Raw genomic sequence first — 26,666 nt, 5'->3', positions numbered from 1 at the left:
TTTATAAACCTTGATTTGAAAAGATATATTTTTTCTCAAACGCCAAGAAAATAAAAGCATTAATGATAAAAATCAAACACACAAAAGTAAAAACAAATTCCACGCTAAAATGAGAAGCCATAAGCCCTCCGCCAAAAGCACCGCAAAAATTTCCCAAAAATTGACAAGTTTGATTAAAACCAAAAATCACACTTAAATTTTTAGCACTCACACTTTTTTTAAGCAAGGCATTCACACAAGGCAAAAGCCCTCCAAGTCCTACACCTATAAGTAAACGCACGAAAATAAGCATATAAACATTACTTGCTACAGCCTGTAAGTAAAAGCAAATTCCACAAAATATCAAAGCTCCAAAAATAATTTTACTAGGCCCTATCTTATCAGCGATTTTTCCAAGTTTTGGTGCGAAAAAAAGATTACTAATCCCACTTGCAGCCACCACTATACCCGCCCAAAGAGCCAAATTTCCACCTTGATGAATTTGCTCAACATAGATACTTAAAATCGGCATCACTCCAAAAGTACCAAATTGTATCACAAAAGTAGTGATAAAAAGAACGATGATAAGGGTTTTGTTTTCTTTCACTTTTTGAGTATTTTTCTTCGCCTCTTTTTGAATTTTTCTCTCATGGATGAAAAAATAAATCGTCACAAAAGAGCAAGCGATCAAAAAAGCCACCACATCAAAAACCGCACTAATGCTAAAAAATTCAGCCACAAAGCCACCAAACAAAGGTCCAAGTAAACTTCCACTTATAGAAGCCGTAGAAAGAGTTCCTAAAGCATAAGCCACTTTTTCTTTAGGCGCTATCACGGCGATAAACACAACAGCAGCAGAAGTAAAACCTGAAATTATCCCTGTTAAACCCCGCACAAAAACCACTTCTAAGGCACTATGAGCAAAGCTAAGCCATAAGGTTAAAACCGACATTCCAAAACTTGCACGAAGAAGCATATTTTTATAACCATACTTTGCGCCCAAAAAAGCCCACAAAGGTGAAAAAACAGCCATAAAAAGCGGAGTGACCCCAAAAGCAAGTCCTGAATAAAACGCTATTTCACTCGTATCAACATGTCCTAGTTCTTTGATATAAAAAGGCAAAATCGGAGCGATTTGACTAAGCCCCATACTTGTGGTAAAAACACCAAACCAACACACGAGCAAAGTTCTATTGAAATTTTCCATGGATTTATTGTATGATATTTTTTATAATTTTTAATTAAAACTCAAGGATAAAAATGAAAAAAATACTCTTTATATGCTTAGGCAACATATGCCGTTCGCCTATGGCAGAATTTATCATGAAAGATCTTGTCAAAAAAGCAAATTTAGAAAAAGAATTTTTTATAAGCAGTGCTGGAACTTCAGGAGAACACGATGGAGAAAGTATGCACTATGGCACCAAAAACAAACTTGCTCAACTTAATATAGAACACAAAAACTTCACAAGCAAAAAACTCACTCAAAAACTTTGCGATGAAAGCGATTTTTTAATCACTATGGACAATTCTAACTTCAAAAATATTTTAAAAAACTTCACCAACACCCAAAACAAAATTTTAAAAATCACTGATTTTAGTCCTAGTCTAAACTACGATGAAGTCCCTGATCCTTGGTATAGCGGGAATTTTGATGAAACTTATAAAATTTTATCCCTAGCTTGTAAAAATTTACTTGTTTTTTTATCAAAATAATTTAAAACAACTATATATTACTTCTCGTTTACTTTTCAGGCTTATACTTCTAAATGAACCGAAAAACATTCATAAGAAAAACTCCTTAAAATTACACGCCTAGCTTAAATCCCTTTAGCTAGGCTTTTCTTTAGATGTTTTTATCCTTCGGATTTAAAATTTTTACTATTTTAAGTGCTTCTTAAGAAAAAACTCCAAATTTATGTGCTACAATTATGATGTTTTATTAATTTTGACAAGGAGAATTCTCATGAAACTAGTTAAACTTAGTTTAGTTGCAGCTCTTGCTGCAGGTGCTTTTTCAGCAGCTAACGCTACTCCACTTGAAGAAGCGATTAAAGATGTTGATGTATCGGGTGTATTAAGATACAGATACGATACAGGTAATTTTGATAAAAATTTCATTAACAACTCAAATTTAAACAACAGCAAACAAGATCACAAATATAGAGCACAAGTTAACTTCAGTGCTGCTATAGCTGATAACTTCAAAGCTTTTGTTCAATTTGACTATAATGCTGCTGATGGTGGCACTGGTGTTGATAACGCAACAAATGCCCAAAAAGGACTTTTTGTTCGTCAATTATACTTAACTTATACAAATGAAGATGTTGCTACAAGTGTAATCGCTGGTAAACAACAACTAAACACTATCTGGACAGACAATGGTATCGATGGTTTAGTTGGAACAGGTGTTAAAGTAGTAAATAACAGCATCGATGGTTTAACTCTAGCTGCTTTTGCTGTAGATAGCTTCATGGCTGAAGAACAAGGTGCAGATTTATTAGGACACAGCAATCTTTCAACAGAAACTCCAAATCAAGCTCCTTTTAAAGTAGACTCGGTAGGAAATCTTTATGGTGGTGCTGCTGTAGGTTCTTATGAATTCTTAGGTGGACAATTCAACCCACAATTATGGTTAGCTTATTGGGATCAAGTAGCATTCTTTTATGCTGTAGATGCAGCTTATAGCACTACCATCTTTGATGGAATCAACTGGACACTTGAAGGTGCTTACTTAGGAAATAGCATTGATAGCGAACTTGATAAAGCTACACATACTAATGGTAACTTATTTGCTTTAAGAGGTAGTGTTGAATTAAATGGTTGGGATGCTAGTCTTGGTGGTTTATACTATGGTGATAAAGAAAAAGCTTCTACAGTTGTAATCGAAGATCAAGGCAATATTGGTTCTTTACTTGCAGGTGAGGAAATTTTCTATACTACTGGTTCAAGACTAAATGGCGACACTGGTAGAAATATTTTCGGTTATGTAACTGCTGGATATACTTTCAACGAAACAGTTCGCGTTGGTGCTGACTTCGTATACGGTGGAACAAAAACAGAAACTGTTGATCATTTAGGTGGCGGTAAAAAACTTGAAGCTGTTGCAAGAGTAGATTACAAATACTCTCCAAAACTTAACTTCTCAGCATTCTATTCTTATGTGAACCTAGATGAAGGTGTAAACACTAAAGAAAGTGCTGATCATAGCACTGTAAGACTTCAAGCTCTTTACAAATTCTAAGAAGTTTTCAAGTCTAACTTCAAGGCGGGGTTTTACTCCGCTTTTTTTATGCCTGATTTTTAAAACTTAAATTTATATACAAAAGATTTTCCCAAGCTAAAAAGCTTTGAGAAAATTAAGATTTAAACCAATTAGCGATTTTTTCAAAAAGTCCTTTTTGCTCTTGATGCATACCATCTTTGATACCAAAACTTTCACTTAGTTTTTCTAAAAGTTCTTTTTGTTCATCATTTAAAGAAGTTGGGAATTTGATAGAAATTTGAACGATTTGATTTCCTATGCGAGAGCTATGAACATCTTTTACCCCTTCTTTTTCAAGAATAAATCTTTGTCCGTCTTTAGCACCCTTTGGTAAATTTAAAGTCGCTTCACCGCGTATAGTAGGCACTTTTATACTCTCTCCTAAGATAGCTTGAGTAAAAAACACTGGAAATTCTATATATATATCATCATCATCTCTGATAAAAGTATCATCTTCAGCAGCAATGATCTTAACATACATATCCCCTCTAGTACCATTTTTTGAGATATTTCCTTTAGCATTGACACGAAGTTTCATACCTGTATCTACACCTTCTGGGATATTAAGTTCTACACTATCTTTGCTTTCATTATAACCCAAACCTTTGCAATCGCTACATTTTTCACTAGCTTTTTCTCCACTTCCTTGACAATCAGGGCAAGTTTGTGCAAAAGTAATAAAACCTTGAGAAATTCCAACCTGTCCCCTACCTTGACACTTTGGACAAGTTTGAAGTTTTCCATCTTTAGCCCCTGTTCCATTGCAAGTTTTACAAGAGCATTTATAAGTAAAGTCTATATTTTTCTTACAACCAAAAACCGCTTCTTTAAAACTTAATTTTAAATTAACGATAAAATCTGAAGGGATTTTCTCATCATTTGAACTTTTTCTACGACGTGATGATGAACCAAAGCCTTCTCCAAAAAAACTAGAAAATATATCTCCTAAATCCTCAAAACCACCAAAACCTGAACTACTAGAACCAAATCCACCGCCTTTTAAAGCATCTTTTCCATATCTATCATAAATAGCTCGCTTTTCATCATTACTTAAAACCTCATAGGCTTCATTAACAAGCTTAAATTTCTCTTCTGCTTCTTTATCGCCTTGGTTTCTATCGGGATGGTATTTTAAAGCCATTTTTCTATAGGCTTTTTTTATGGTTTCTTTATCAGCATTTTGCGTGATTTCAAGAATTTCATAATAACTTATTTCCACATTATTCCTTTAAAAAATTTAAAATTTTGCTAGAATTTTAATCTTAAAAATTCAAAAATCTAATTTTAGCAAAAATAAAATCAATAATTTATCAAATTTTAAATAAAATTATGCAAATATTATAAATCTTAGATAAAATTTAAAGGATACTAAAATGATTAATGTGTTGATGATAGAAGATGATCCTGATTTTGCGCAATTATTATCTGAGTATTTAGCGCAGTTTAATATTAAAATCACAAATTTTGAAAATCCTAAAAGCGCCTTAAATGTAGGCGTTCAAGGCTATGATTGCCTAATCTTGGATTTAACTTTACCAGGAATTGATGGTCTTGAAGTTTGTAGAGAAATCAGACAAAAAAGCAATATTCCCATTATCATCTCATCAGCTAGAGGCGACTTAAGCGATAAGGTTGTAGGTCTTCAAATTGGTGCCGATGATTACCTACCAAAGCCTTACGATCCAAAAGAAATGTATGCAAGGATTATGAGTCTTATTCGTCGCACAAAAAGAGTTGAACACGCAAATAATGAAAATATTAACTCCGCTTTCAAAATCGATGAAAGAAGGCATGAGATTACCTATGAAGATAAGGTTTTAACACTTACTCCTGCTGAGTTTGAAATTTTAGAATATCTTATCCAGCAGCACGGATATAGCGTTTCAAGAGAACAGCTTGTAAGTCGCTGTAAAAATCTAAAAGATAAAGATTCTAAAAGTCTCGATGTTATCATCGGTCGCTTAAGAGTAAAAATAGGAGATAGTTCAAAATCTCCAAAACATATTTTTTCTGTTAGAGGTATAGGATATAAACTAATAGGATGACAAAAAATTATTCTATTTATACCAAACTAATTATTTTATTTGTTGTTACTTTTTTCTTAGTTTGTGTGCTTTTTATCGTTCTTTTGAAAATAGAAGGAAGTGCTTACAACGAAGAAGAAAGTTTAAAACAAGAAAATCTTATAAAAAATTTACTCATCTCCTATGAAAACACTTCAGGCACTAAAATAGGTTCCTATCTTGAAAATAGCGGTTTTAATACTATACAAAATCCCTATCTTGTAAAAAGCATAAGAAATAATGGACAATCACTTTTTAAAGCAAATGGAGAATTTTGCACCCTTTCTTCTTTAAAATATCATAGCAATCTTTATTTTGATGTTCAATGTAAAGATTTTGATGGCTTGTATGAAGAAAATACTAGTGATAGAGTTTATAATCTTTTATTAATAGGATTTTTTTCTTTTTCTTTGATGGTTGTTTTTATGTATTTTTCGGTATTAAAATCTTTAGAACCTTTAAAAAAATTAAGAAGGCAAGTTGCTAAAGTTGCAAATGGGGAGCAACCTGATTTTTTAGACTATCAAGAAGATGAAGTAGGTAAAATCGCCTTTGAATTTCAAAAAGCTTTCAAAAAAAATCAAGAATTAATCCAATCAAGACAACTGTTCCTAAGAACAATTATGCATGAGTTAAAAACCCCTATAGGAAAAGGGAGAATCATTTCTGAAATGATCAAAGAAGACAGACAAAAAGAAAGACTTATCGCTATATTTTTACGCATGGATTCTTTGATCAATGAATTTGCCAAAATCGAAAATTTATTTTCAAAAAACTACAACTTACACTTTAAACCTAGTCGTTTTAGCACTATACTTGAGGAAGCTAAAGAACACCTTATGAGAGATGATTTTAATAAAGTTGTAAAAGTCGATATAAGATATGATGCTTTAATCAATGTTGATATGGAAATTTTCTCTGTAATTTTAAAAAATCTTATCGATAATGCCTTAAAATACTCAAACAATGGCGCTTGTGAGCTTTTTTGTTGCAAAGAATGTTTTACCATTAAAAATCCAGGCAAGCCTTTAGCAGAGCCTATAGAACATTATCTTGAAGCTTTCACAAGAGAAAAACACAATCAGGTCAAAGGTATGGGGCTAGGACTTTATATAGTTTCAGAAGTATGCAAACTGCATAATTTTGATTTGATTTATTTTTATGATGATGGAAAACATTGCTTTAAAATTTTCTTTGGAGATAAAGAAAAATAATGGCAAAAGGCCTAGAAAAATTCAACGAACTTGTTGAAAGTTTCGCGAATTTACCTACCATAGGAAAAAAAACCGCCATAAGGCTTGCTTATCACCTTTGCATAAATAATCAAATCGATGGTATGAAACTTGCACACAATATAGAAAATGCTATCCGCTTTATAAAACCTTGTGAGCAATGCGGTGCTTTAAGCGAAAATGAGCTTTGTGAAATTTGTAGTGATGAAGAAAGAAATAAAAACATCTTATGTATAGTTGAAAGTCCAAAAGATATACTAACACTCGAAGAGAGTCAAAGCTACAATGGGTTATATTTTGTTTTAGATGACTTAAGTGAAGAAAAACTTGAAAAACTAAAGCAAATCATACTTAAACTAAATACCTCTGAACTCATTTTTGCGTTGACACATAGCATTAATTCTGATGCAACTATCTTTTTTATAGAAGATAAATTTAAAGGCTTAAACCTAACTTTTAGTAAAATCGCTCAAGGAATTCCAAGTGGTGTAAATTTAGAAAATGTGGATTTAATCTCTTTAAATAAAGCTATGAATTTTAGAACAAAAATTTAGTAATTTTTATAAGAAATATCAGCTAATTCTTGCAAAGAAAAATCCGCAATCTTTTCATAAGTAAAACCTTCCTTGCTTAAAAAATCAAGAAAAGTTTTTTCCATGATTTTAGCCCCTTGTATAAGCTCATCTGAGATCTTAAAACTCATTGCTTCAATACGCTTTGGCACACAAGCTAAGATGTGCGTTTTAGGCAAATCTCCTGCAAGTTCCATGTACTGTAAGGTTTGAAGCATTTCTATTTCATGGGCACTTCCACTCCAGCTAATTTTATTAGGCATGGCATCATAAGGAAAGAAAAACACATCTCCTATACTCGCATCTTGTGCTTCTATGCAGTCTAAAACAATAAGTCTATCGTATCGAGCGATGATGTAGCTAAGTTGCAAAGCCAAGGTTCCACCATCAACAAAATCTAAAGTAAATTCAGGATGAGTGAATTTGTAGTTTTTTTCAAGTTGCTTGCAAAGATGAACGCCTAAGCCTTCATCTGCAAACATGATATTGCCTATTCCAAGGACTAAGAATTTCAATGCTTTTCTTCTTTTACATATTTATATCCGCTAATAATAGCATCCATAGCACCATCTTTACCTTTTACTGCGTTAAAAATCGCCATGTAAATATGTACTGGTATAAAAATCATAATCACCCACATCAAAATTCTATGATAAGTTCTTACATCAGCCAAGCCGCCCATTGCAGCTTCAAGCGGTCTTAAAATATGATATAAAAGCCCACCTAAGCCCTCATGATAAGTATGAGTATAAAGAATAAGCCCTGTAAGAATGATACCTAACATCACAAGATAAAAGAAAAAATAAGTTACAAATTGCAAAGGATTATAAACCCCTTTTAAATGCGGGTGTTTTCCTAAGAAAATGTAAAATTTTACTTGTTCTATCCATAATTTGATATTAAAAATATCCCATACACTTCTGCGTTCTTTTGCACTTACCTTATCGCAGAAAAACAAATATACCTTAAAAATAATACAAGCAATTAAAATAAAACCCACCGCTTGATGTACTAAACGATATTTTGCTTGCATAAAATTTACGGGTTCACCGTTACTAATAGGACTTTGAAACACATAAGAAAGATAATACCCTGTGCCAATAAGAATCACTATAGCAATAGCTCTTACCCAGTGCGTTAAACGCAAACCTATGCTAAATTCATATTCAGCTTTTCTTTGCAATTTTTCTTCTTTGTTTTGCATGAAAGCCTCCTTTATAAATTGACATTCACTTTATATTCGCTTAGATTATTACCCTTAGCATCCATTACATGCACCGCACAAGCAATACAAGGATCATAAGAGTGAATTTTCCTAATGATTTCAAGCGGTTGTTTTACATCAGCGATTTTAAGTCCTATCAAACATTGCTCATAACTTCCCCCTACGCCATTTGCGTCTTTTGGACTTGCATTCCAAGTAGAAGGCACCACAGCTTGCCAGTTTTCAATGACGCCATTTTTAATTCTACACCAATGACTTAATGTTCCGCGTGGCACATGCCCCATATAGCGTCCTTTGTATTCTTTAGAATTATCGATCACATAAGGAGCACAAGTACTCTGGTCTACTTTTAAATTTTCAACTAAATTATTAAACGCTTTTAAAGTATTATTTGCAACGATTTTTGCTTCAATACAACGAGCAGCTGTTCTTCCAAGTGTGCTAAATACAGCATTTAAAGGAAGTCCTGTTTCTTTTAAGAACTCATCTACCACAGGAACAACATTTTGATTACCTTTAGCATAATTTACAACGATATTTGCTAAAGGTCCTACTTGCATAGGATTTCCTTCATAGCGTGGAGCTTTAATCCAGCTATATTTACCCTTAGTATCAAACACTTTAGAATGGACATTATTTCCATGATGATCTACGCTTTCTCCATCTACAAGTCCTGTATAATTTGGATTTGTTTTGCCATCATAAGGATGTAAAGGTTCATTGTCTGCATACCAAGAATGAGTTGCCTCTTCAGTAATCTTAGCTTCTTCTACTTCATAAACCTTGCTTAGATCTCCATTTTTGATAATACCACTTTCAAAAAGCCATTCATCTCTTCCGATTTGGAATTCTTTAAAGGTATAAAGATTATTTACCCCTATATCATTTAAAACACTTGCTTCATGTGCATAAGCTTTTCCTGCCATCACAAGATCAGGATAATACGCACGATTAACAAAGTCTTGCACTTCTTGGAATTTAACCATATATTCACCCATTCTTGCAGGATCAAGTAAATCCATAACGCAAGTTACACCACCAACGGTTAAGCTTTGTGGATGTGGGTTTTTAGCTCCAAAAATCGCCATACATTGAGCAATGATTCTTTGAATTCTTAAACATTCTAGATAGTGAGAAAGAACGATTAAATTTTGCTCAGGAGTTAAACGATAAGTTGGATGACCATAGTACGCATTAGCAAAAGGTCCTAAATTTCCTTTATCTACAAAAGTTTTAAGTCTTTGTTGCACTTCAAGAAGTTTATCCGCACCTGTTGCATAAGGATTTGAAGTGTATTTAAAAGCTTCATCGCTTGCTTTTTTAACATCAGCACTTAAAGCACTTACCACATCAGCCCAATCAAGCCCATGAAGTTGATAAAAATGCACAATATGATCGTGTAAAAATAAAGCTGCATTCATTAAAGTTCTTGTTAAAAGCGCATTTAAAGGCGGAGTAATACCTAAAGCATTTTCAACAGCAACTATACCTGCTTTATAATGTGAAAAAGTACAAACTCCACAAATTCTTTGCGTCATAAAACCCGCATCTCTTGGATCACGCCCTTTTACTATGGTTTCAATACCACGCCACAAAGTAGAGCCCGCATAAGCTTCTTTTACCACATTGTTATCATCAACAACAACTTCAACTCTTAAATGCCCTTCAATTCTTGTAATAGGATCTACGATTATTTTTTGACTCATTTTTATTCCTTATCTTTTTGCATGGAAGATATAACTGCGTGTGCTGCTATAGCAACGCCTGTGAGTGTAAGCACACCTATACCGATTTTATCTGAAACACTATCCGCACCCAAACCAAAAACAGTATCAAATTTACGACTAGCCATAGGCTCTTCAAAAGGTCCCATAGTATCCCAAAAATTAGGCTCAGAACAACCTATACAACCATGCCCTGCTTGAATAGGCCAAGAAGTGTGCTGGTTAAATCTCTCTCTTGAGCAGTTATTAAAAGTATAAGGTCCTTTACAACCTACTTTATAAAGACAAAAACCTTGTTTTGCTCCTTCATCTCCAAAAGCATGTACAAATTCACCCGCATCAAAATGTCCGCGTCTTTCACAAAGATCATGAATTCTTAAACCATAAGCCCATTTTGGTCTATTATACACATCAAGTGCTGGCAACTCACCAAATAATAAATAATGAAGTACATTACCCACTATATTTTTTTCGCTTGGAGGACAGCCTGGAACATTGATCACAGTTTTACTTGTTACTTTGCTTAAAGGCTGCGCGTTGCTAGGATTTGGTCTTGCGGCTTGAATTCCTCCAAAGCTAGAACAGGTTCCTATAGCAAAAATCGCCAAAGCATTTTCACTTGCCATTTTTGAAAGCTCATAGCCTGTTTTTCCATGTGCACCTATGGTTAAAAAATGCTCCGTATCACCCATAGGGATACCACCTTCAACCATTAAAATGTATTTATTTTTATGCTTTTGAATGGCACTTTCTAAATTTTCTTCAGCTTGCCAACCTGCTGCAGCCATCACTGTTTCGTGATATTCTAAAGAAATATAATCAAAAATCAAACTATCAATCGTTGGAGTATCACTTCTTAACAAACTCTCACTACAGCCTGTACACTCAGCCATATGAAGCCACACAACAGGAAGCCTATCAGCAAGCTCAGCAGCTTTTGCCACCATAGGAGTAAAACTCGCTGGCAAAGCCAAAAATGCCGTCATAGCACCTGCCCATTTCATAAAATCCCTTCTAGAAAAACCTGACTTTTCTAATGCTTTTGTAATACTATCATTGTCTTTCAAAGAAGGAAGCTTTTCAAGAGTCGATAAACGCGACTCTATTTGATGATAATCAATCATTATATTTCCTTTATAACATGAAATTTATTCTCTATAATAATAAAATAAAGGAAGTTAAAATAAAGTTAAAAACTTACCATCATAAGCAAATATTAGCATCACTCTTAATTAAAGCTTAACCATAAGCCTTTTTTAAGTTTGCGAATCAAAAATCTTGCTGGGTGAATAGCGTGGATGTATTTTTTTTCTAAACACAAGGGTTCATTATTTATCAATGCACACAAATACCTTGCCGCTAAAACACTTGTACTAAAACCCCTTGACCCATGAGCAAAATTAAAATACAAATTACAAGACATTTTAGCTGGTTTTTGCTCCTTATTTTTTGTCCATAATAAAGCTTTATATTCTTCTTTATAAAACGCTTCATCATAAGCATTTCCAACTATCATAAAGCGATCACTCGAATAAGATCTAAAACCTACTTTAGAACCTATGATTTCTAATTTTGTATTTTTATCTATAAATTCGGCTATATTTTCTATATTTTGTTTATCATCTTCTTCTTTTGATTCTAAACTTGCATTAAGCCTATCATAACTTGCTCCAATCACTTGCAAATCATCTTTTATAGGGCAAATATAAGCCTTAGAAGATAAAGGAAATGGGGTATCTAAAAAAGGTTTTAGATGTGTAACTTGACCTCTTACTTTACTTAATTTCATCTCATCATAAAAAACAAAGTCTTTTGTATCTGCACCCATAGCATAAATCAAAACCGCATAATCACTTTTAACAATATTATTTTTAAAATTTAAACTAAAACACTCATTTTCAAATTTATAAGCTTGAAATTCATGATTAAAATATATACAAGCTTTGCTTTTTTCAAAAAGATTTTTAACCAAATTTTTTGGAAAAATCACTCCACCCCCTTCTAAAAAAGCTTGATTTTTTGAAATTTTAAACAAAATATTTTCTCTTTGTGCGTTAAATCTTTCTTGCATCAAATCATTATGTGCAAACTCCATCACACCTTTAAATTTTAAATCTAAAATTTGTCTATAAAAACGGCTTGCTTCTATAAAAGAAAGCTCTGAAAACTCCCCTAAATTTACCTTAGGCTTTAAGATTAAAGAGCTTAAAATTCCACTTTCATTTCCGCTTGCACCCTTGCCTAATTCTAAATGTTTTTCAAAAACATCTATTTCAAAACCCCTTAAACTAAGCTCATAAGCTAAAACAGCACTTGATATACCCGCACCAATAATAGCTACTTTTTTATTTTTTAAAGATGAAAATGTTCTTGAAAAATACGCTTCTTTGTCTTTAAACTCAAGCTCATTTTCCAAATAAGCTTTAATCATTTCTCTTTTTCTAAAACCTTTGGTTTTTTCTACTCTAAAACCATATTTTTTTAAATTTTTTTGTAAAAAACCTGCCGAAGAAAAGGTGCAAATTTGTGTATTTTTTTTAGAAAGTCTTGCCACTTCAAAGATTAAATTTTCATCAAACATTTGCGAGTTTTTATTTGGAGAAAATCCATCTAAATACCAAACATCAGCTTTAAAATCCAATTCTTTTAAAACAGCTATATCTTCAAAAACAAGATCTAAAAAACAATCTTCAAAATAAAAACGATAAATTCCTTCTTTAGCCTTAGGATAAAATTTTAAAAATTGTTCTAAAAGCTCTTTAAACTCTTCATAAAATCCTAGTTTTTGATAAATTTCTCTTAATTGTTCTTTTTCGATATAAAAAGCTTCTACGCTAATATAAAAAAGTTTTTTAGGACGCTTAGAAGGGGTAGTTTGTAAAAAGCGTTTCAAAGTAAGAAAAAAATTTAAACCTATACCAAAACCACTCTCTGCGATAATAAAATTTTCTTGATTTTTCCATTCAAAAGAATGAGTATAAACAAATTTACTTTCATTTAAGCCATCTTTGGAATTAAAATAAAAATCATCAAAATCCAAAGAAAAAGGAGTATTATCCTTAAAGATTAGCTTAGCTTTTTTCATCGGTTGTTATAAAAATAACTCTCAACTCCATCAGCAATACCCTTAACTAATAAATCTTGAAAAGCTTTATTGGCGATTCTTTTGCCTTCATTTGGATGTGTGATATAGCCAATTTCAATCAAAATTGCAGGCATTTGCGCACCTACTAAAACCCAAAAAGGTGCTTCTCTTACACCGCCATCTACGATTTTATACTTTTTGCGTGTTTGAGTGAGTATATTTTTTTGTACATCAATGGCTAGTTTATTTGAAGCAACGATTTTTTCACGATTTAAGAAATTTAAAATACTTTGTTTTGAGAAATAATTAATCTCTTCAAAATCCCCTTGATTTTCTTTTTCTGCTGCCTTTTTACTTCTTTCACTTCTTGCAGGACTTAAAAAGAAAGTTTCCACGCCTTCGCTACTTTTAGCTTTTGTGGCATTTGGTGCTGCATTAGCATGTATAGAAATAAACAAATCCGCTCTTTTATCATTGGCATATTTGGTTCTATCACGAAGATTGATAAATTTATCCGAACTTCTGGTATAAAGCACTTTATAACCGCGTTTTTTAAGTTCATTTCCAAGTTTTAAAGCCGTGCTTAAAACTATATCTTTTTCTTTTAAACTTCCTTTTTTATCACTTAAGGCACCGCTATCTTTTCCACCATGCCCCGCATCGATAACCACAAGCTTTCCTGATTTGTAATTTGTATTTAAAGTTTTACTAGAACTTTGATTTGCTTTTTTACTCACATTTTGATTTGTAGTTTGTGTATAAAAACCTAAAGTGAGATTTTTATTATCCAACTCCTTTAAGAGTTTAAATTCTTTAGGAGCACTCAAAACCACACGAACAGTTTTTGGATTGTATTGAGTAACTGTAATCACATTTTGTCCAAAAGTAAAGCTTTTTCTATTGCCTTCTAACACACCCTTAAAACTTACAACATATCGGAATTTTTGATCTTTGGTATCAAATACTGCTATTTCTTTTTCATCTAAATCATCGCTTAAATTTAACACCACAGCATTAGAAATTTTATCCACATCTAAAACATATAAAGGCTCTTGATTTTCTTTTTCGTTATTGGTTTTTTTATCTTGTTTTTTTGTTTCTAAAACTTTGGTTTTAATTTCTGTTTTTTGATCTTGCTTTTTCTCTGAAATTTTACTAACTTGCTCAGTCTTTTTTTGGCTAGCAGTTTCTTTTGAAAAAATTAATTTTTCTTCTTTAAAAGATATATCAATAGGAATTTTTTCTTTAGCATAAACCACTATGCGTATGGTTTTGGGATTAAATTGTGAAATCACTAAACGATAGTCATCAAATTTAAACTCTTTTTTACCCCCTTCTAAAACCCCATCAAAATCACTAATAAAACGATAGTTTCCTTTTTCGTCTAAAGCAAAACTTTTTAATTGATCCTTATCCAAATCTGCATTTAGTTCAAACTCTACACCTTGGTTTGTTTTACTTGACTTTAAAACATAAATTTTATCATCGCTTTTTGCTTTAGAAACGATACTACTCTTTGGTGCTTGCGAAGTTTTAGAATTTGTTTTTTCTGTATTTTTTATTTGTTCGTTAGATGATTTTTTTTCATTTTTTTGAACTGTTTTTATAGGTTCAAAAGTTGATTTTTCAGTGTCTTGAGAAATATTTTGAACCTTAATATCTTTAATAACAGCCTTTCTTAAAGCATTGATACTTGCTTCACTTATACCACTTTCTTTTAACTCATTAGCATATGACTTGTCATCTAAATTTAAAGTATTTGAACTGATGATCAATCTTTTTAAAATTTCAATTTTAGCTTTTTCATCTTCATTAATAACACTTTGTATATAAAGGCTTTTGAGCTGATGGTGAAATTTTACTTGTACTTCACTTTTAGAACCGATAAAATTTTTATCGAAATTTGCAAGTTCATTTTCATAAGCTCCAAAAAGAGTTGTGAAAACAAATACTAAAAATACAAAAATTTTAGCCATTATTCACCATTAACCAATTTTTCCATAAGTTCTTTAACACTGATAAGCTTATCTAAACGATATCCATTTGCACCTGTAAAGAAAAGTCCTGTTTCTTTTTTACCTGACCACGCATCAAAAAGCCTATCTGCTATACAATACCCTACTTTAGTCGCCTCTTTTCCGCGTCCACAAGGTGCTACACAATTGCTTATACAATTGATCTTTGGACCCATTCTTTTATCTACCAAATTTAAAAGATTGGTTCTAACCCCACGTGCAGGATAGCCCACAGGAGATTTAATAAGCTCTATATCTTCTTCTTTAGAAGCTAGCAAAACGCTTTTAAACTCTTCACTCGCATCACATTCAAAAGTTCCTATGAAACGCGTTCCCATTTGAACACCACTAGCCCCTAAAGAAATAGCGTTTTCTATATCTTTTTTATCCCAAATTCCACCCGCAGCAATCACAGGAAAAGATCCCCAATTTTTAGCCTCTTCTACCACAGGAGCGATTAATTTTTCTAACTGATAATTTGGATCTAAGCACTGTTCATAAGTAAAACCTTGATGACCTCCACTTTTTGGCCCTTCTAAAACCACTGCATCAGGCAAGCGATTGTAACGGCTTTGCCATCTTTTGCAAATAATTTTTAAAGCCTTTGCAGATGAAATGATAGGCACTAAAGCCACATCAGGAAAATCTGCAGCAAATTCAGGTAAATTTGTGGGAAGTCCAGCGCCTGAAACAATCACATTAAAACCAACTTCACAAGCATCGCGTGCTATTCTTGCATAATCATTACTTGCACATAAGATATTACACCCCAAAGGTGCATCGCCACAAACTTTTCTTGCATTATTAATCAAAGCTTGCAAACCCTTGCGTGAGTAAAAATTTTCACTTCCATAAGGCTTAGCATTTAATTCTTTACTTGCATACTTTCTTTCTTCATAATATCCTGTTCCCACAGAAGAAATAATCCCAAGTCCACCATTTAAAGAAACCGCAGATGCCAGTCTATCCCAGCTTATGCCTAGTCCCATTCCCCCTTGAAAAATGGGATATTTTATAGTATGTTTTCCTATTTGTAAGGGTTGTAAATTCATTCTTTTACCTTTAATTTTGCAAATTTTCTTTTACCTATTTGTAAGATGTATTCTCCTTGTTCTAAATGCATTTGCTCGTCGCTAACTTTTTGAGAATTTACACTTACTGCATTAGCACTGATGCTTCTTCTTGCTGCAGAAGTAGAACTTTCCAAACCACATTCAACCAAAGCCTTAGCAAGCCAAATTTTCCCTTGTATTTCAAACTCAGCCATATCACTTGGTAAAGCATTTTGAGAATGAATTCTATCAAATTCAGACTTAGCATTATTAGCCTCTTCTTTGGAGTGAAAACGCTCTGTAATCTCTAAAGCTAAATTTTCTTTAGCTTTTTTAGGATGTAAATTACCTTGTTCTATATCTTTTTTTATCTGCGCAATTTCTTCTAGACTTTTTTGACTTAAAAGTTCATAGTATCTAAACATCAATTCATCACTAATACTTAAAATTTTAGCATACATATCATTAGCTTTTTCTGTAACACCAATGTAATTATTTAAACTCTTACTCATTTTGTTTACACCATCTAAACCTTCGAGTAAAGGCATCATAATCACAGCTTGTTCTTTTCCTATGTTATAAACTCTTTGAAGCTGTCTTCCCATTAAAAGATTAAATTTTTGATCCGTTCCACCCATTTCAATATCGCTTTTTAAAGCCACGCTATCATATCCTTGAAGTAAAGGATATAAAAACTCGCAAATCGAAATAGGGCTTTGCTCTTTAAATCTCTTGGTAAAATCGTCACGCTCAAGCATTCTAGCTACACTAAAAGTTGAAGTAAGTTCTACTATACCCGCAGCTCCAAGTTCATTAAGCCAAGCAGAATTAAACTTAATCTGTGTTTTTTCTTTATCTAAAACCTTAAAAACCTGTGTTTCATAAGTTTTAGCATTGATTAAAACTTGCTCTTTATCCAGCTTTTTACGCGTTGCACTTTTTCCACTTGGATCGCCAATTTGTCCTGTAAAATCTCCAATCAAAAATTGCACAATAGCTCCATGTTTTTGCAAAAAAGCCATTTTTGTTAAAACCACGCTATGGCCTAAATGCAAATCAGGTGCTGTAGGATCAAATCCTGCTTTTATAAAGAAATTTTCACCTTTTTCATAATAATTTTTAATTAAATTTTCTATTCTTTCTTCATCAATAAGCTCTGCACAACCACGCTTAACTTCTGCTAATATTTTTTTTATATCCATAATAAACCTTTTTAACCTTCTTTATAAGCATCATTTAAAGATGTAAAATCTAAAATTTTACAACGAGATTTTAACCTATCCTTGACACTATCTGGGTTGATATTATCAGGAATTTCCATTGTAATCTCAAAATAATCTACCGCCGAATTTAAATCACTTGATAAATTGATTGTTAATAGATTTATCTGCATTTTAGCTAAAAATGCCAAAAATTCCGCTAAAACACCTTTTTTATTTTCCAAAGAAAAAATCAATTTATAAGATTTAGGGATGTTAGAATCCCATTTTATAAATACCATATCTTGATTATTATCTATCATTTTATCAGCTCTATCGCAAAGCTTATGATGGACGATAGCGTTACCACCTTTAACAAAAGCTAAAACAGCATCACCTCTTTTTGGATGGCAACAAAAATCAAAATCCACATTAGCGATTTTATGGTTGCAATATAGAGTAAAATTTCCTATTTTTTGTTCTTTAATCTCATATTTATCAAACCAATATGACTTCTTGGCGTATTTTTTAAGACCATTAACTATATCTTTTAAATAAGCACTATCTGTTGCTACTTGTCTAATGCGTCTGGCTAAATTTTCTTTTTCTATCCAAGTTTCAATTCTGTTTTTATCAACTCCAAAAATAAAACTTAACATATTAATAGAACTTGCTAGATTAATCTCTCTGATTTTTTGCTTACAAAATTCCCTTATACTCGCTTTTGCTTTTCCTGTTTTAACACTATCTATCCAAGAACAGCGATAAAATTTATCATTGCTAGTAACCACTCGCACAATATCGCCATTTTTAAGCTCGGTTAACAAAGGCACTTTAATACGATTTACATAAGCACTTTTTGCATGAAGCCCTACTTTGGTATGCACTTCATAAGCAAAATCAAGAACCGTTGCACCACGAGGCAAAGTGAAAATTTCTCCCTTAGGAGAATAAACTGCGACATCTTCAACATAAAGACTATCTTTAGCATATTCATAAAGTTCAATAGCATTATAATCTTCTGCATTTTCAAGATTGTTTATACTTTGCATTGAAATATCTGTAAGCCAATCAAGACGAGGCGCAACCACGCTACCATCTTCTTTATATTTCCAATGCGCTGCTATACCAAATTCCGCAATTTTATGCATATCAAAAGTTCGAATTTGTGCTTCTATAATACTTTTAGCATCAAAAAGTGTGGTATGTATAGTTTGATAACCATTTTGTTTAGGCAAGGCTATATAATCCTTAAAACGCGAAACCAAGGGGTTAAAATGTGTATGTAAAATTCCCAAAGCTAAATAACAATCACTTACTTTTTCAACCAAAATTCTTACCCCAAGCAAATCAAGAACTTCTTCAATACCAATGCCTTTTCTTTGCATTTTAAGATAAATAGAATAGCTATGTTTAATGCGTTTTTGAATTTCAAAACTACCTTGTCTAAAGCCATTGCTCAAAAATAAAAGTTCGATTTTGGAAATAAATTCATTTAAACCTAATTGCATTTCTTGATTATTGGAGTTGATATAATTGTCAATAAGCTTATACTCATCTGGCATAAGATATTTAAAACTAAGATCTTCTAAATAATTTTTTATGCTTGAAATACCAAGTCTATGGGCTATTGGGGCATATACAACTAAAGTTTCTTCGCTGATTCTTTTTTGCTTATCTTCTCTTAGAATATCAAGAGTAAGCATATTATGCAGCCTATCGCATAACTTCACAATCAAAACCCCAACATCTTCAATACTTGCTAAAAGCATATTTCTGAAAGTCAAGGCTGATTTAGTTAAACTTTTTTTAGATTTTGATGAAATGAGATTATCTTCTCTAATTTCTATAATTTTAGTAAGTCCTAAAACAAGTTTTAAAACCTCAGAACCAAACTGCTCTCTAAGTTCTTCTTCAGTGCAGTTTGTATCTTCAATCACATCATGCAATAAAGCAGCTAAAATATTGCTTTTATTTTCACTTAAAAATCCAACCAGTGTTGCTACTAAAATAGGATGTACCGCATAAGGCTCTCCACTTTTTCTAAACTGCCCTTCATGGCAAAATATACAGTAATCTACCGCTTTTTCAAGAATGGCATCATGGCCACAAATTTCGAAAAGCAAAGCCTTAGCAGCTTCTAAATCTTTACAATTTTTTACATTATCGATTAATTGTTCAAGCAATAATTCTTCATCGATTGGTTTCAACTAAACCCTCTAAAGTGATTTTATTTTCTGCAATTTCATATAAAGCTATATCTGCAAGTTTATTTTTATTTTTATCAAAGTCTACCAAAGGGGTTGCTCCATTCGCCAATTGTTCCGCTCTTTTTGCTACCACTAAAGAAAGGCGATATCTATCATTACCCATTTTTTCCAAAGCTTTTGCTGCTACTTCTTCTATTCTTTTATCCATAATTTTCTCCTTAATTATTTTTAACGATTGAACAAAGGCTAGTATCACCTTGTATGATTTTAAGTAAATTACCCTCTTCAAACATATTACAAACCACAATAGGAAGTTTGTTATCTTTAGCTAAAGCTATAGCTGTATCATCCATCACTTTAATATTATCTTGCATAGCCTCATCATAACTTAAAGTATTTAAAAATACTGCATCATCAAATTGTTTTGGATCTTTATCATAAACTCCATTAACTTTTGTAGCTTTTATTACCATATCTGCATCAATTTCCACAGCTCTTAAAATAGCTGTTGTATCTGTAGTAAAATAAGGGTTTCCAGTACCTGCGGCAAAAACCACAACACGACCCTTTTCTAAGTGTCTTTGCGCTCTTCTCATAATATAAGTTTCACAAAATGCTTCCATCTGAATGGCGCTTTGAACCCTAACTTCAAGCCCAGAGCTTTCCAAAGCTTCTTGTATAGCAATAGCATTGATAACCGTAGCAAGCATTCCCATATGATCTCCACTTGTCCTTTTAATCAATCCGCCCTTAGCAGCACTTACTCCGCGAATAATATTACCACCGCCTATAACTATGCCTACTTCTATTTGATTTTTTATAAGTTCTTTAATCTCTGAAGCTATGAATTTTAAAATAGAATTTTCTATACCAAAGCCATTTTCACCTGCTAAAGCCTCTCCTGAAAATTTTACTAAAACTCTTTTTCTCTCTTGCATTATTTCTCCTTATTTAACTTGAAATTATATTTTAAATTCCATTAAATTTAGCTAATTTAAGCTAATGAGTTCCAAAGGATTGATATGAAAATTTTTTTGAGTTACTTCAAAAGTAAGATCATTTTTTATTCTACCCACTACGGCACCTTTTTTGATATTCTTACCAACTTTAATATTAGGAGCAATCTTATCTAAATGTGCGTATATTGTATGTATGCCATTATCATGTTCAACAATAACAACTCGAGCTAACATACTAGTATCTTTGGCAAAAACTATTTTTCCATCTAGCACATTTTTAACAACTGCATCGCTTTTATTGCTTCTTAAAACTACATTCTCGTTAAAAATTTTAAGATTGTAAACAGGATCAACATAATTTCCAAATTTTTGCTTCACAGTAAAAGAATCCAATGGAGCTATGGTTTTTTTTCCTGTGTAACGCTTGACTGAACTTCCTTGATAGCTTGAACCTAATTGTCTTATTTTTTGATTATTTTTTACTATTTTAGTATCATTTTTGTTTGAATTTGCATCTTCTTTATCATTAATAATTTTTAATTGATTTAATGTTTTTCTAAGCTCTTCTTGCTGAGCTTGCAAATCATCGAGTTTTTTTGCATATATAGCTCGATCTGTTTTTTGTTTATTAATTTCGCTAATTTGTTTTTGTTTTAAACTTTGAAGCTTGGCTAATTGAGCGTTGTAATCCTTAAGACTTTCATTGATTTTCTTAATCTGAGCTTGTTTATCATCAATAAGCCTGCTTACTCCCTCATAATCTTTAGAAATTTTAAAAATTTCTTCATTTAAAACTTTGTTTAAACTTCCTAAAATTTCAAAAGCCATAAAACTTTCTTCACTTTCAATATAGCCTTGAGGGATAGGTAAATCATAAGCAAAATCTTTAGCCATTAAAGATATAAGCTTACCTTCCATATTTGATTTACTTTTAAGCAAATCTTCATTTTGGCTTGTAAGGGTGTTTAACTCTTGATTTTGAGCCTTAGCACTTGCTTCAAGCTTAGAAGTTTGTGAATTTAAGCTTTCAATTTGCAAACTTAAATCTTTCAAACTTTTTTCACCATTTAAAATATCACTAGCCAAATCTTCAAGTTTTTTATTTAGCTGTTCTTGTATGCGTTTATTTTCTTCTAAACTTTTTGTTTTTTCATTTATAGCGTTTGCTAAACTTATATCAACAAATAAAAAAAAACAAAAAAAGATAAGAATATTTTTTCTCATCTTTTAACCTTAAACATAACCGTATTTACACACAACAAGCAAATAAACAAAGTAGCTAAAAAAATTAAAGTCAAATGTAAAATAAAATTAATAGGTGGAAAAATAATATCTACAGCCTTTAAACTTTCTTGGATAATAGAAAGATCAAAAATTTGGGTAAAAAAGGCAAGTAAAATAACAAAAGCAATAAAACAATCAACCACAACCACCTTGTAAAGCATAAAAGATCTAAACCAAAACGGAGCTCCAAATAAACACATAATTTCAATACGATCGGTATGTTCATAAAGCCAAATTCTCATCTGTTTTAAAAACAAAACAAAGGCAAGTAAAATAATGATAAACAAAAATAACCAAAAAACAAATTTCATCAAAATAAGCAAAGAGTATATCTTATCATGGGTTTTGGAAAAAGTTTCAACCTTACTAACACCTACAATATTTAAAAGTTGATTTTTAATCGAATTTAGTTCATTTTGATCGGGCAAAGAATTTAATTTTAAAGTATAAAATTTTGGCAGAGAATCTTTTAAAACTTTCAAATTCTTTTCAGAAACATCATTTTTCAAACGATCGATTAAATCCTTAGGATCCAAAGATTCAAGTCCAGCAAAAAATGGTACTTTTGTTTTTACTACATTCTGATCAAGTTCAGTTTTGCTGACAACTATAATATTATAATCTTTATTAACAAGTTCTTCATAATGCTTTAAAGTTGCATTTGTAATCAAAATAAATTCAAAAGCAAACATCATAAAAAGTAAAGGTAAAATTAAAGATAAATGTGTTTTAAAAAATTTCATTCATTTTTCCATTTTCTATATTAAAACGACGATAATCCACTCTTAAATTACTAGGAATTCTATGTGTTACCACTATAACACAAGTTCCTAAAAGCTCTCTAGCAGACTTTAAAAGAGTCCATATAATATCAGAAGAATACTCGTCCAAATTTCCCGTTGGCTCATCGCAAAGCAAAAGCTTTGGATTATGAGCTAAAGCCCTAGCCATAGCGACGCGTTGTTGCTCACCACCACTAAGTTGATTAGGCAATTTATCTGCTTTAAAAGTTAAATTTACATGCTTTAAAAGCTTAGCAGCTTGATCATGGCATACTTTTTTGCTATAACCTTTAATCATTAAAGGCAACATAACATTTTTTTCAACACTATATTCTTGTACAAGTTTATAATCTTGAAAAATAATCCCTATTCTTTGACGCAATTTTAAAAGTTCTAAATTTCCAATTTTATTCATCAAAGATCCACATACTTCAAGCTTACCAGAAATAGGTTCTAAATCTCCATAAAAAGACTTTAAAAGCGTACTCTTACCACTCCCGCTTTTACCCGTAATAAAAACAAAATCATCATCCTTAAAAGCAAAACTCGCTTCTTTAATAACTAATTCATCATAACCTAAAGTAAGTTTATTTGCTTGGATTAAATTAGGCATCCTTTTTCCTTAATTTCCCTTTTTAAATTTTTAAATTATGCTTTATTTTTGCTTAATTTTCAAGAAAAATTATATTTTAAACTGAACTTTTAAAATTTCTTTTAATTCATTTATCGCTTTAATATTTTCTTGAATTTTAAATGGTTCTTTAAAAGCAAAATCGATCGTTTTATCAAGATGTAAATAACAATGTTCAGGCTTATTAAAAGCTCCAAAAGCAACCTTTAAAAGCAAATTCTCATCTTGTTTATAGATGCTTTCAAAATGCAAGAAAAAATCATCTTTTTTTATAGTAATATTTTTAAAGTTCTGCTCTATTTTTTTCAAATCCTCTTTAGAAAATTCAACCGATGAGAGATTAAATTCATTTAACTCATAGTTTTTACACTCTTGGTTAAAATTCCACACCCAAAGATCATATATATTTTTTTCTTGCTTTTTCCATCTATCTTCATATTTGCTTGAAATTTCTAAATTTTCATTTTTTCTAAGACTAAATTTTGGAGCAGGAAAAGTCAAAAATTGTTCTAGAGTAAAATTAAAATACTCAAAACTATCTGTTCTAAGCTCAAAACGACCATTTTGGGTTAAAACCCTAGCACATTCTTTGCAAAAATCTTTCCCAATAACTCGCCTATGAGGCTTTTTATCCCAAGGAACAGGAAAATGTAGAAAAATCTTTTCAACTGATTTTGATTTTAATACACTCAATAACAATCTCGCATCACTTTGGATTAGCAAAATATTATTTACATTTTGTGCTTTAGCAAGTTTAGCTACTTGAGTTAAAGCTGGATTGTAAATTTCCACCCCTAAAATTAAAACATTTGGATTTTCTTTTGCTTGATAAAGCAAATGTCTTCCTGATCCAAAGCCTATTTCTATATAAATTTTACCTTGAAGTCTAGATAAAAGCTCATCAAAATTATCAACAATAAATGGTGTTTTTTCAATTAAAGCATTGTTTTTAAGTCCAAAAGCTTTATTGATAATATCCTCACAAAAACCTTCTTTAAAGATTTTTAAAGCCTTTTGCAAATAACCTATTTTAGAAGGTTTTGTATGTTTATCGCCTTTAATCACAAAACCATTTTGTGCTTTTTTAATCTGCAGAAAAAAACTCTCTTCTTGAACCTTTGTATAAATAAGACTAACATTATCATTCTTAGCAAGCCAAAGAAATTCAACATCATCCTTGCTATAAGGCAGATTTATTTCTTTGATCTTTTTGCTTTTAAAATTTGGCACTACTGAGCTGCCTTAACTTTGCTTGAAGGTTCTGAACGAAGCCCGGCTGAATCAATAGCAATAACTTCGTAACTATATTCCATCCCTGGTAAAGCTTTTACATCTTTTAATCGCTTTTCTTTAATGCCTTTAAAAACAGCATTTTGCTCCCCGCCATAGCGTCTTACTTCATACTCAACAGCTCTAGTATCATTATCGCTCCATTCTAAATTTATCCCTTCGCTTGTGCTTTGAGCCAAAATAATACTAGGAGCCAAAGGGTTACCTAAAGTTTTACCTTCTACACCATCTTTTGGCATAGGACTTTCAAGACCATCTTTATCCACCATTGTTACTTTATAATACTTGCTTTTACCTGCTCCTTCTACCATATCCTCATAAGAATTTTTATCAGTCTTTGCCAAAACACTAAAAGGAAGGAAACTTGAGCTCGTAGAATAAACTTTATAATAAGAAAAATCTTCATACGTAGGAGCATCCCAAGTTAAAATGATTTTATTAGAACCATCTGTGCTAGCACTTAAATGCTCAACTTGAGGAGGTAAAGCCTTGCTTGTAGAACTTACAACTTGACTTGGCTCACTCTTTATCCCATTAAAACTCACAGCAATAATTCTATAGCTTGAATTTTCATTAGGTTTTAAATCACTATCGATGTATTCAGCGTTTAAACGATTTTTTACTTCTGTAATTTTTTTAAATTCTTTATCATCACCTTTGGTTCTTTCAATAATATAAGAATCAACCCTAAAATCAGGATGCGGACGCCAAATAAGTTTAATACGATTAGGCAAATTAGTCACAGCTTGAACAAAAGGAACAGCTTCAAGTCTTGGAGCTGTGCTGACTTCTATAACCTTGCCATCTTCTGAAATTTGTCCTTGCTCATTAAAGCTTTTCATCATATAACGATACTTAGTACCAGGCTCTAATTTAGTATCTACATAATGAGTTTGAAACTTATCTTTAATAGTGCCTACAAGTTTAAAATCAAGATTTTCATCACTAGAACGATACAAATAAAATCCTTTAATATTTTCATTATATAAAGGCTCCCATTCAAAAGCAATATTACTCATATCACTAAGACTTTTTAAACTTTCAACTTTTGGCAAGCTTTCATTTACAGCAGGCTCTTTACTTAAAGCTAGCGAATTCATTTGCGAAACACTACAAGCACTAAGCAAAAGAGTTAAAAAACTCAAGTAAAAACTCAAGCGAAATCTTTTCATCATTCTCTCCTAAATTAATTTGTTTAAACATAATATTTTTAAAATCTTCCATCAAAGGTGCTTTAACAAAAATTTGCTCTTTGGTTTTTGGATGGATAAAATACAAAAAATAAGCATGCAACATTATCCTACAATCATACTTACCCTTATAACCATATAAACTATCACCTAAAATATGGCGATTTAAACTAGCCAAATGCGCTCTAATTTGATGAGTTCTTCCTGTAAAAAGCTTAGCAGCCATCAAAGTTAAATTTTCAGTTTTTACTACATTTATAAAAGCTGATTTTGCGTTTTTACTGAATTTATTTTCCTTATCTATGGCTATTTTTTTAATAGCATTAGAAGGCGAACGCATTAAAAATTTTTCTACTATAATTTTATCTTCTTTTAGTGGCAAATCAATTAACGCAAGGTAAATTCTTCCCATGCTTTTATCTGCAAGCTGTTCGCTTAATTTTTGATGGGTGAAGTTATTTTTCGCTATCAGTATAGCTCCGCTTGTATCTTTATCTAATCTATGAACAAGACCAGCTCTTATCTCTCCTCCTAAATTTGATAAAGTATATTTTTTTTCTATTAACCAATCCACCAAAGTGGCATTTTTAACGCTACTTGCTCCATGAACGACTAAATTTGAAGGTTTATTTAAAACAAGCAAGTCTTCATCTTCGTATAACACATCAATATCAAAATCCACTTCAAACTGAGGTTTTATCTCATTGCAAAGCTTTAAACTTGCAATAGAAATAATATCACCATTTTTAAGCTTAAATGAATTTTTATCTTGAATTCTATCATTAACCTGTACGCAATCTTTTTCTATAAGTAAAGCAACTTGATTGCGACTTTGGTTTAATTTTTTAGCCAAAAATACATCAAGCCTTGAATTTTCATCTACTAAAAAAGTTTGCATTTTTTCCTTAG

Annotated in this window: 24 protein-coding genes; 5 read left to right on the top strand and 19 right to left on the bottom strand. The window is 31.7% G+C overall.

What is annotated here, in order from left to right; translation table 11 throughout:
• Position 1 precedes the first annotated feature (1 nt).
• On the bottom strand, positions 2 to 1,186 hold the full coding sequence (locus tag ELQ09_RS01400; protein WP_070301021.1) for an MFS transporter: 1,185 nt from the start codon (positions 1,184 to 1,186) through the stop codon (positions 2 to 4).
• 53 nt (positions 1,187 to 1,239) lie between these two features.
• Here ELQ09_RS01400 and ELQ09_RS01395 point away from each other — a divergent pair, with 53 nt between their 5' ends.
• Complete coding sequence (locus tag ELQ09_RS01395) at positions 1,240 to 1,695, top strand: low molecular weight protein-tyrosine-phosphatase (RefSeq protein WP_070301023.1); 456 nt, start codon at positions 1,240 to 1,242, stop codon at positions 1,693 to 1,695.
• A gap of 250 nt (positions 1,696 to 1,945) precedes the next feature.
• Positions 1,946 to 3,223, top strand: a complete 1,278-nt coding sequence (locus ELQ09_RS01390) for a major outer membrane protein (protein WP_134263719.1) — start codon at positions 1,946 to 1,948, stop codon at positions 3,221 to 3,223.
• A 115-nt stretch (positions 3,224 to 3,338) separates the two neighbouring features.
• On the opposite strand, the gene dnaJ is transcribed toward ELQ09_RS01390, so the two are convergent.
• Positions 3,339 to 4,463: a molecular chaperone DnaJ gene (gene dnaJ, locus ELQ09_RS01385; protein ID WP_087684567.1), complete on the bottom strand. Its 1,125-nt coding sequence runs from the start codon at positions 4,461 to 4,463 to the stop codon at positions 3,339 to 3,341.
• 154 nt (positions 4,464 to 4,617) lie between these two features.
• Here dnaJ and ELQ09_RS01380 point away from each other — a divergent pair, with 154 nt between their 5' ends.
• The 3 genes from ELQ09_RS01380 to recR are packed head-to-tail and all read left to right on the top strand — an operon-like array spanning position 4,618 to position 7,093.
• Positions 4,618 to 5,289 carry a response regulator transcription factor gene (locus tag ELQ09_RS01380; protein ID WP_002861955.1) on the top strand — a complete coding sequence of 224 codons (672 nt, stop codon included), beginning with the start codon at positions 4,618 to 4,620 and terminating at the stop codon, positions 5,287 to 5,289.
• The gene (locus tag ELQ09_RS01375; RefSeq protein WP_134224571.1) at positions 5,286 to 6,521 is read left to right on the top strand and encodes an ArsS family sensor histidine kinase; all 1,236 of its coding nucleotides are present in this window, start codon (positions 5,286 to 5,288) and stop codon (positions 6,519 to 6,521) included. The genes ELQ09_RS01380 and ELQ09_RS01375 overlap by 4 nt, the downstream gene beginning before the upstream one ends.
• Positions 6,521 to 7,093: a recombination mediator RecR gene (gene recR, locus ELQ09_RS01370; protein WP_002901297.1), complete on the top strand. Its 573-nt coding sequence runs from the start codon at positions 6,521 to 6,523 to the stop codon at positions 7,091 to 7,093. The genes ELQ09_RS01375 and recR overlap by 1 nt, the downstream gene beginning before the upstream one ends.
• Here recR and ELQ09_RS01365 read toward each other — a convergent pair.
• From ELQ09_RS01365 to ELQ09_RS01285, 17 genes are all read right to left on the bottom strand, one after another.
• Positions 7,090 to 7,626 carry a HyaD/HybD family hydrogenase maturation endopeptidase gene (locus ELQ09_RS01365; RefSeq protein ID WP_002933633.1) on the bottom strand — a complete coding sequence of 179 codons (537 nt, stop codon included), beginning with the start codon at positions 7,624 to 7,626 and terminating at the stop codon, positions 7,090 to 7,092. The two genes, recR and ELQ09_RS01365, sit on opposite strands and share 4 nt — an antisense overlap.
• Entirely contained in the window at positions 7,623 to 8,315 is a 693-nt protein-coding gene (gene cybH / locus ELQ09_RS01360) for a Ni/Fe-hydrogenase, b-type cytochrome subunit (protein ID WP_087684564.1), read from the bottom strand. The genes ELQ09_RS01365 and cybH overlap by 4 nt, the downstream gene beginning before the upstream one ends.
• A gap of 11 nt (positions 8,316 to 8,326) precedes the next feature.
• Complete coding sequence (locus ELQ09_RS01355) at positions 8,327 to 10,042, bottom strand: nickel-dependent hydrogenase large subunit (RefSeq protein ID WP_096703103.1); 1,716 nt, start codon at positions 10,040 to 10,042, stop codon at positions 8,327 to 8,329.
• Positions 10,043 to 10,044: 2 nt separating this feature from the next.
• A complete protein-coding gene (locus ELQ09_RS01350; RefSeq protein WP_002860472.1) occupies positions 10,045 to 11,184 on the bottom strand; it encodes a hydrogenase small subunit in 1,140 nt (379 codons plus the stop codon).
• 104 nt (positions 11,185 to 11,288) lie between these two features.
• Positions 11,289 to 13,145: a bifunctional tRNA (5-methylaminomethyl-2-thiouridine)(34)-methyltransferase MnmD/FAD-dependent 5-carboxymethylaminomethyl-2-thiouridine(34) oxidoreductase MnmC gene (gene mnmC, locus ELQ09_RS01345; protein WP_096703102.1), complete on the bottom strand. Its 1,857-nt coding sequence runs from the start codon at positions 13,143 to 13,145 to the stop codon at positions 11,289 to 11,291.
• Positions 13,142 to 15,121 (bottom strand): N-acetylmuramoyl-L-alanine amidase, encoded by a 1,980-nt coding sequence (locus tag ELQ09_RS01340; protein ID WP_087684559.1) that lies wholly within the window; start codon positions 15,119 to 15,121, stop codon positions 13,142 to 13,144. The genes mnmC and ELQ09_RS01340 overlap by 4 nt, the downstream gene beginning before the upstream one ends.
• Positions 15,121 to 16,212, bottom strand: a complete 1,092-nt coding sequence (locus ELQ09_RS01335; RefSeq protein WP_070295729.1) for a nitronate monooxygenase family protein — start codon at positions 16,210 to 16,212, stop codon at positions 15,121 to 15,123. The genes ELQ09_RS01340 and ELQ09_RS01335 overlap by 1 nt, the downstream gene beginning before the upstream one ends.
• Positions 16,209 to 17,414, bottom strand: a complete 1,206-nt coding sequence (gene tyrS / locus ELQ09_RS01330; protein WP_002881322.1) for a tyrosine--tRNA ligase — start codon at positions 17,412 to 17,414, stop codon at positions 16,209 to 16,211. Before tyrS ends, ELQ09_RS01335 begins: the two co-directional genes overlap by 4 nt.
• Before the next feature lie 11 nt (positions 17,415 to 17,425).
• The gene (locus ELQ09_RS01325; protein ID WP_002866265.1) at positions 17,426 to 19,621 is read right to left on the bottom strand and encodes a bifunctional (p)ppGpp synthetase/guanosine-3',5'-bis(diphosphate) 3'-pyrophosphohydrolase; all 2,196 of its coding nucleotides are present in this window, start codon (positions 19,619 to 19,621) and stop codon (positions 17,426 to 17,428) included.
• The gene (locus ELQ09_RS01320) at positions 19,605 to 19,829 is read right to left on the bottom strand and encodes a DNA-directed RNA polymerase subunit omega (RefSeq protein WP_002853464.1); all 225 of its coding nucleotides are present in this window, start codon (positions 19,827 to 19,829) and stop codon (positions 19,605 to 19,607) included. The genes ELQ09_RS01325 and ELQ09_RS01320 overlap by 17 nt, the downstream gene beginning before the upstream one ends.
• 10 nt (positions 19,830 to 19,839) lie before the next feature.
• Positions 19,840 to 20,559, bottom strand: coding sequence for a UMP kinase (gene pyrH, locus ELQ09_RS01315; protein ID WP_002854049.1), 720 nt, complete (start codon positions 20,557 to 20,559; stop codon positions 19,840 to 19,842).
• Positions 20,560 to 20,610: 51 nt separating this feature from the next.
• Positions 20,611 to 21,804, bottom strand: a complete 1,194-nt coding sequence (locus ELQ09_RS01310; RefSeq protein ID WP_002853860.1) for a M23 family metallopeptidase — start codon at positions 21,802 to 21,804, stop codon at positions 20,611 to 20,613.
• On the bottom strand, positions 21,801 to 22,607 hold the full coding sequence (locus ELQ09_RS01305; protein ID WP_002853622.1) for an FtsX-like permease family protein: 807 nt from the start codon (positions 22,605 to 22,607) through the stop codon (positions 21,801 to 21,803). The genes ELQ09_RS01310 and ELQ09_RS01305 overlap by 4 nt, the downstream gene beginning before the upstream one ends.
• Positions 22,594 to 23,259 carry an ABC transporter ATP-binding protein gene (locus ELQ09_RS01300; protein ID WP_002856386.1) on the bottom strand — a complete coding sequence of 222 codons (666 nt, stop codon included), beginning with the start codon at positions 23,257 to 23,259 and terminating at the stop codon, positions 22,594 to 22,596. The genes ELQ09_RS01305 and ELQ09_RS01300 overlap by 14 nt, the downstream gene beginning before the upstream one ends.
• 69 nt (positions 23,260 to 23,328) lie before the next feature.
• Positions 23,329 to 24,507 carry a tRNA (guanosine(46)-N7)-methyltransferase TrmB gene (gene trmB, locus ELQ09_RS01295; RefSeq protein ID WP_088303512.1) on the bottom strand — a complete coding sequence of 393 codons (1,179 nt, stop codon included), beginning with the start codon at positions 24,505 to 24,507 and terminating at the stop codon, positions 23,329 to 23,331.
• Positions 24,507 to 25,742, bottom strand: a complete 1,236-nt coding sequence (locus ELQ09_RS01290) for a fibronectin type III domain-containing protein (protein ID WP_088303513.1) — start codon at positions 25,740 to 25,742, stop codon at positions 24,507 to 24,509. Before ELQ09_RS01290 ends, trmB begins: the two co-directional genes overlap by 1 nt.
• Positions 25,687 to 26,655, bottom strand: coding sequence for an RluA family pseudouridine synthase (locus ELQ09_RS01285; RefSeq protein WP_052825470.1), 969 nt, complete (start codon positions 26,653 to 26,655; stop codon positions 25,687 to 25,689). Before ELQ09_RS01285 ends, ELQ09_RS01290 begins: the two co-directional genes overlap by 56 nt.
• Between the last annotated feature and the right edge of the window lie 11 nt (positions 26,656 to 26,666).

This window comes from Campylobacter sp. CH186 (assembly GCF_004378925.1).
GTDB classification, from domain to species: domain Bacteria; phylum Campylobacterota; class Campylobacteria; order Campylobacterales; family Campylobacteraceae; genus Campylobacter_D; species Campylobacter_D jejuni.
The sequence above is the reverse complement of the archived record's forward strand: the minus strand, read 5'-3'. Positions and strand labels throughout refer to the sequence as shown.